This is a genomic window from Microcoleus sp. Pol11C2, from assembly GCF_036701505.1.
Taxonomy (GTDB): Bacteria; Cyanobacteriota; Cyanobacteriia; order Cyanobacteriales; family Microcoleaceae; genus Microcoleus.
Genome location: NZ_JAUBQX010000100.1, coordinates 1 through 5,512, shown reverse-complemented (window position 1 = coordinate 5,512; position 5,512 = coordinate 1). Strand labels below are relative to the sequence as shown.

Genomic DNA, 5,512 nt, shown 5'->3' with positions numbered 1-5,512 from the left:
CGATCGCTCACTAATTGCTCTAAGTTTTGATTGAACTCCTGCAAGTTATTGTAGAGTTGGGCATTTTCAATGGAAATTGCAATTTGGGCAGATAACAATTGTAACAGCTCCAGCCTATCTGTAGTAAAAGCCCCTTCTGTGAGGTTATTTTCTAGGTAAAGAATACCTGTCAGCTTGCAGGAGTGCAGTAGAGGAGTGCAGAGTATCGATTTCGGTTGAGTGGCTGCAATATAAGGATCGCGGGTAAATTGTCCCTCTTGGGTGGCGTTATTTAAAACCACATTTTCTTGGGTGCGGATGACGTAGTTGACGATCGCACTTGCCAGTTTTGGCGTTTCAAGAGAAGCAGCTTCTGCATTGAGGGGATGCGATCGCAGCACGCTAACTTCATCTTCCTTCACGGAACCTTCTGCCTCGATGGCCCAGTTTCCTGCTTTTTCTAAAATCAGAAAGCCTTTTTGGGCGCCTGCATTTTCTATCGCAATTTTCATCAACCTTTCCAGTAACTTACTCAAAACAATTTCCCCTGAAATCGCTTGAGAAGCTTTCATGACTGTGGCTAAATCTAGCGTCTCTCCCAAATTGGTGCTAGTGGTAGTAGGAGCAGTTGTTGTTTGGTTAAGTTTTGTTTGAGTTGTTGTCTTGGCTGATGTTCTAGCTAGTAATTGAGGGTATTTTTCCTCTAAATGCTTAACTTTAGCTATAGCGCCCCAAACTTGGTAGCTATAGTGAGCGTTTTGCATATAAGTTTGAGCGATCGTTTCTTTGCCCCATGACAAGTAAAATTTGGCTGCCAGTTCGTGAGCGAGTGCTTCTTCGTTGATGTACTGGTTTTCTTTAGCAAGGGAAATAGCCTTGTCGTACATTTCGATTGCTTCTATTTTTTCCCCTAAAACCCGATGCCGTTCTGCCTCTACTAGATAGAATTTATGCAAATAATTCATTGGCCCATGATGCGCCCATTTTTGCATTTTCTCTTGATTAGCTTGTATTCGGTCAAGAATACTTTGTTGCTCTGACTGTGGAGTATCAGAATACACTGCCAACCGCACCAAAGAATCGTAAAAATGGAAGATAGGAATAACAGGCAATCCTACCATTGCATCTAAACACCTCTCTGCTAGAGCAGTATTTTCAATGCCTTCTGAGTAATTTTCAAACAAATAACAAAGGTAAATTTTGTTCAAATATATGTATGCAACTGCCGATTTGTCCTTTGCCTGCTGGTATAATGGCAACTTCAGCTCCTCATCACAGGCTTCACCCTTCAGAATGCAAGTTTTTTCGCTTTTTCCCAACAAATTTAATATAGCTTGCCAATTTATTTCTATATAATTAAGCGCTATTTCTTGCTTGACATTATAAATAGCATCTCTGTTAATTGCTATCTCTCTGTCCAGCACAGTCAGTTCTTTCCCACTATAGTAACCTGCACAGGAGGAATGTATTAAACTAAAGCCTGCATATTCTAAATCTCCTGTCTCTATTCCGCTAGAGTAAGCAGACATTAAAGGCTCGCAGGTTTCTCTCAGAGGCTCTTTCCAATGTTGGGTAAATATATTTACATGGACAACTGTCTTGGCTTTAATTTCTTGAGCATTTAACTTTGACAATAGACTTAAAGCTAATTGACCGAACTGATAACCCGAATCAATATCCTCGACAATTCCACAAAGAAGAAAACCATAATTGGCATAAGCAAAGGGAGAAACAGAAGCATTACCATATTGAACTGATAAATCTACTTGTTTGCACACCGTCAAGAGCAACAGTTGTGGAGCAGCAATGTATGCAGGAGCAAAGATACTTGATATAAGTCTCATAGCTGCTAGTTTATAGGGATCGGTCATTTGAGGCAGGTCACTTAAATCCTCAATTCGCTTCCCCTTCAAAATTGCCGCCGTTTCCCCCAGTGCTTGCCCAATATCTGACGGGTTTGGCTCTTGGGGAAACTCCACCCCTAACAGCTTTAAAACTTGTAGCCCTCTATTAACTGCTTCTAGTAGCTTTTTCTGCGACACGGAAGCTTGAATCTGGACTTCATAGACTTTTATTTTTTCCAATAGGTTTTTGGCACAGTTTTGCACGACTGATGCTAATTTCTGCATCCGGTCAAAGTCACCACTCAGAAATGCTGCCTCTGCTGCTTCGGTATGTAGTGCTAATGTCAGTTCGTAATGATGAGTCCAGCTAGAATTTGCTAGCAGTCCCAAACCTGCTTGCAAATATTGGGTAGCCGCAGCATGAGCCGTTGCTGCTTTAGCTTTTTGACCTGCGGTTAAATTAAGTTTGGCAATTTCAGTTCGTTCGGATTCATCACTAATGAGTTCAATTCCCAGATTCAAATGATCGACGATCGCAAATATCTCTTCCGCTCGTTTCTCTGGCGAGGTATTTTGCCACAGCAGGCGACCGATTTGTAAGTGAACTGTTTTTTTAGAACTTTCCTCAATCAGAGCATAAGCTGCTTGTTGCACGCGATCGTGCAAAAACTTATAAGTAGTAATCACGAGATGAGACTTAACTATTTCTTCTTCTGTTACCCCGAGTTCAGAGATGGCTAAAATTAGTCCATCTTGAATGGCTGGCAATAGCTCTTGAAAGGTTTCAGCGGGAGATTTTTCATGGACAACAGACAGAGTATTTAAGTCAAAACTATTGCCAACGCAAGCAGCTAACTGTAAAATTTGTTGAGTTGACTCTGGCATTTTTCTCAATTTACCGACCATCAACTCAACCACGTTATCGGTAATGCCTACTGCTTCGATTTGTGAAATATTCCAATCCCAGCTTCTTTGCACTAAATTGAAATTCAGGAGGGTTTCTTCATAGAGAACTCTGAGAAACTGATTGACAAAAAAAGGATTGCCTTGAGTTTTACCGACGACTAACTCAGCTAGCGGCATGACTGCGCCTCTATCCCTACGCACAGTATCAGCTATCAAGTCAGCGATGTGTTCGATATCTAAGGGAGTTAAGGTAATTTGGTTAATAGTAGCCTCTTGCTTTTGCAGCCCCTCCAAAGTCATTATCAGGGGATGTGTGGGGCTCACTTCGTTATCTCGATAAGCACCCATTAGAAATAAATATTTTGTTTCCTCATCTGCCATCATTACTTGCAGCAGTTTCAGAGTAGCGGAGTCAGCCCATTGCAAATCGTCCAGAAAAATGACTAAGGGATGCTCCACAGAGCCAAAGATCCGGATGAATTTTTGAAAGACTAAATTAAAACGGTTTTGCGCTTCCGTAGCCCCTAATTCTTGGACGGGTGGCTGTTTGCCAACGATCAGTTCTATGTCGGGAATGACATCTATAATGATTTGACCGTTATCACCAAAAGCCGCTAAAAGTTGTTCTTTCCAGCTATTGAGTTGGATTTCGCTTTCAGTTAACAGTTGCTTGACTAAGGACTGAAAAGCTTTAACGAGCGCTGAGTAAGGAATATTGCGTTGAAATTGATCGAATTTTCCGGCAATAAAATAACCCCTTGCCTTAGTTATCGGCTTATAAACTTCTTGCACTAAGGCGGATTTACCAATCCCAGAATAACCCGACACTAACATAATTTCTTTCGTGCCATTGCTAACGCGATTAAACGTGGCTAGCAAGGTTTCTAGTTCTCGTTCTCTACCATATAGTTTTTGGGGAATTTGAAATTTATCCGTAATATCTTTTTGAGCGAGATCAAAATCAGCAATCGTTCCTTTAGCCTGTAGTTGTTCTCGGCATTCTTCTAAATCTGCAATGATTCCCCAAGCACTTTGGTATCTTTTTTCAGCCGTTTTTTCTAACAGCTTCATTACTAGATCGGAAATGGTTTTAGGAATTCCCCTTCCTGGATTGATTTCATGGGGCGGCACTGCTTGTTTAGCAATATGACAGTGCACTAATTCCATTGCATCGTTGTAATCCCATGGCAGTTGCCCCGTTAGCATTTCGTAAAAAGTGACTCCTAATGAGTAAAAATCCGTGCGGTAGTCGATCGCTCGGTTCATTCTGCCTGTTTGTTCCGGCGATATATAGCTGAGAGTGCCTTCTAAAACATTTGGATTTTTTAGGGTAGGATTCTCACGCGATAAGACAGTAGAGATGCCAAAATCTATGATTTGGACTAGCCCGGTTGTCGAGTTAATAATAATATTGCTGGGGTTGATATCTTTATGAATAATGTTATGTTGATGAATTTGACCTAAAGCTCTGGTTATTTTAATAGCGGTTGACAAAAACTCTTCTAAGGTAAGTTTGTGATCAGCCAACCACAGCTTTAATGATTCTCCACCACTATCCTCGAAAATAATAACTAAACTGTTCTGGTATTTTTCTAAGCTGTAGGTTTTCGGTACACTTTCTAGGTTAAGATTGCGTGTAATTTCGTATTCCTGCTTGTATCTGACTAACGAAGCTGGCATCGGATAATCTTGCTTGAGAAATTTGAGAATGACTGGTTGGTTGTCTTGCTTTCTCAGTCCTCGATAAACTAAAGAATTGTTACTTTCATGTATTTGGTTGGTAAACTCGTAGCCAGCTAAGTTAATCATTTTTGCAGCCTATTTTAATAATTAATACACATTTTTTTAGCAATTATCAATTTGTAAGTAGATGTACCCTCTCATATAAAGACTAGCTTGCACTTTAAGCAAAATTTAAATTTCAACTAAAAAAATATTAATTTTTACATTTCTTCAAAAAAATACAAATAAATATTTATGTTAGGAGGGAGCTCGCTCTACAGTTTCCTCCAAAAGCAGGCAGAACAGAGTGAAGGACGAGATCCCTTGGTCTTCAGAGGAGATTTGTACGGCTTGTGATAGTTACTAGATCGATCGCCAGATATGCCTAGACCCGCATCTGAGTTAAATCTTTCAGCCAAGAGCATTTTTTGAGAGGATTCTTAGTTAAAAAGCCGTAAATACTCTTGTCCATTGTTGCTCACCTTTATTTGTTACTGAACTTTTGATTTAGGAAACTACGGTTGTGAATCGATTTGTAGGGGTAGCTTAATAATAAATTTGGTGCCGACTCCCACCTCACTTTTACATTCTATTTCACCCAGAAGTTTTTGGGTTACTAAATTGTAGACAATATGCAATCCCAACCCGCTACCACCCTGACCGCGTTTGGTAGTAAAGAATGGCTCGAAAATTTTACTTAAATTTTCAGGGGGAATGCCTTGACCGTCATCGGAATATTCCAATCTAAGCCGAGCTCCCTCTTGGTGCCAATCAAAAGCTAGCTTTCCCGATTCGCCCGGTTCGTAAGCGTGAATCAGAGAGTTGATCAGCAAGTTTGTGACAACTTGGGATAATGCACCTGGATAAGAATCTAGGGCTATTTTGCTGTCTCCTTTAATTTCGAGCGAATGTTTGCTATTTCTCAATTTGGGTTTTAATTGGATTAAAATTTCATCGAGATAATCTCTTACTCTGAAGGTTCGCCGTTCTTCGCTGGAGCGATCGACTGCCACTTCTTTAAAGCTCTGAATCAATGCCGCGGCCTGATTAAGATTAATTAG

General features: G+C 40.5%; 2 protein-coding genes. Both read right to left on the bottom strand.

Annotated elements, in window-relative coordinates; translation table 11 throughout:
• Nucleotides 1–4,538: AAA family ATPase (locus QUA42_RS27270; protein ID WP_333141765.1), on the bottom strand; the 4,538-nt coding region annotated here is incomplete at its 3' end.
• Nucleotides 4,539–4,966: 428 nt separating this feature from the next.
• Nucleotides 4,967–5,512 (bottom strand): HAMP domain-containing sensor histidine kinase (locus QUA42_RS27265; RefSeq protein WP_333141763.1); only part of this gene is annotated, 546 nt, incomplete at its 5' end.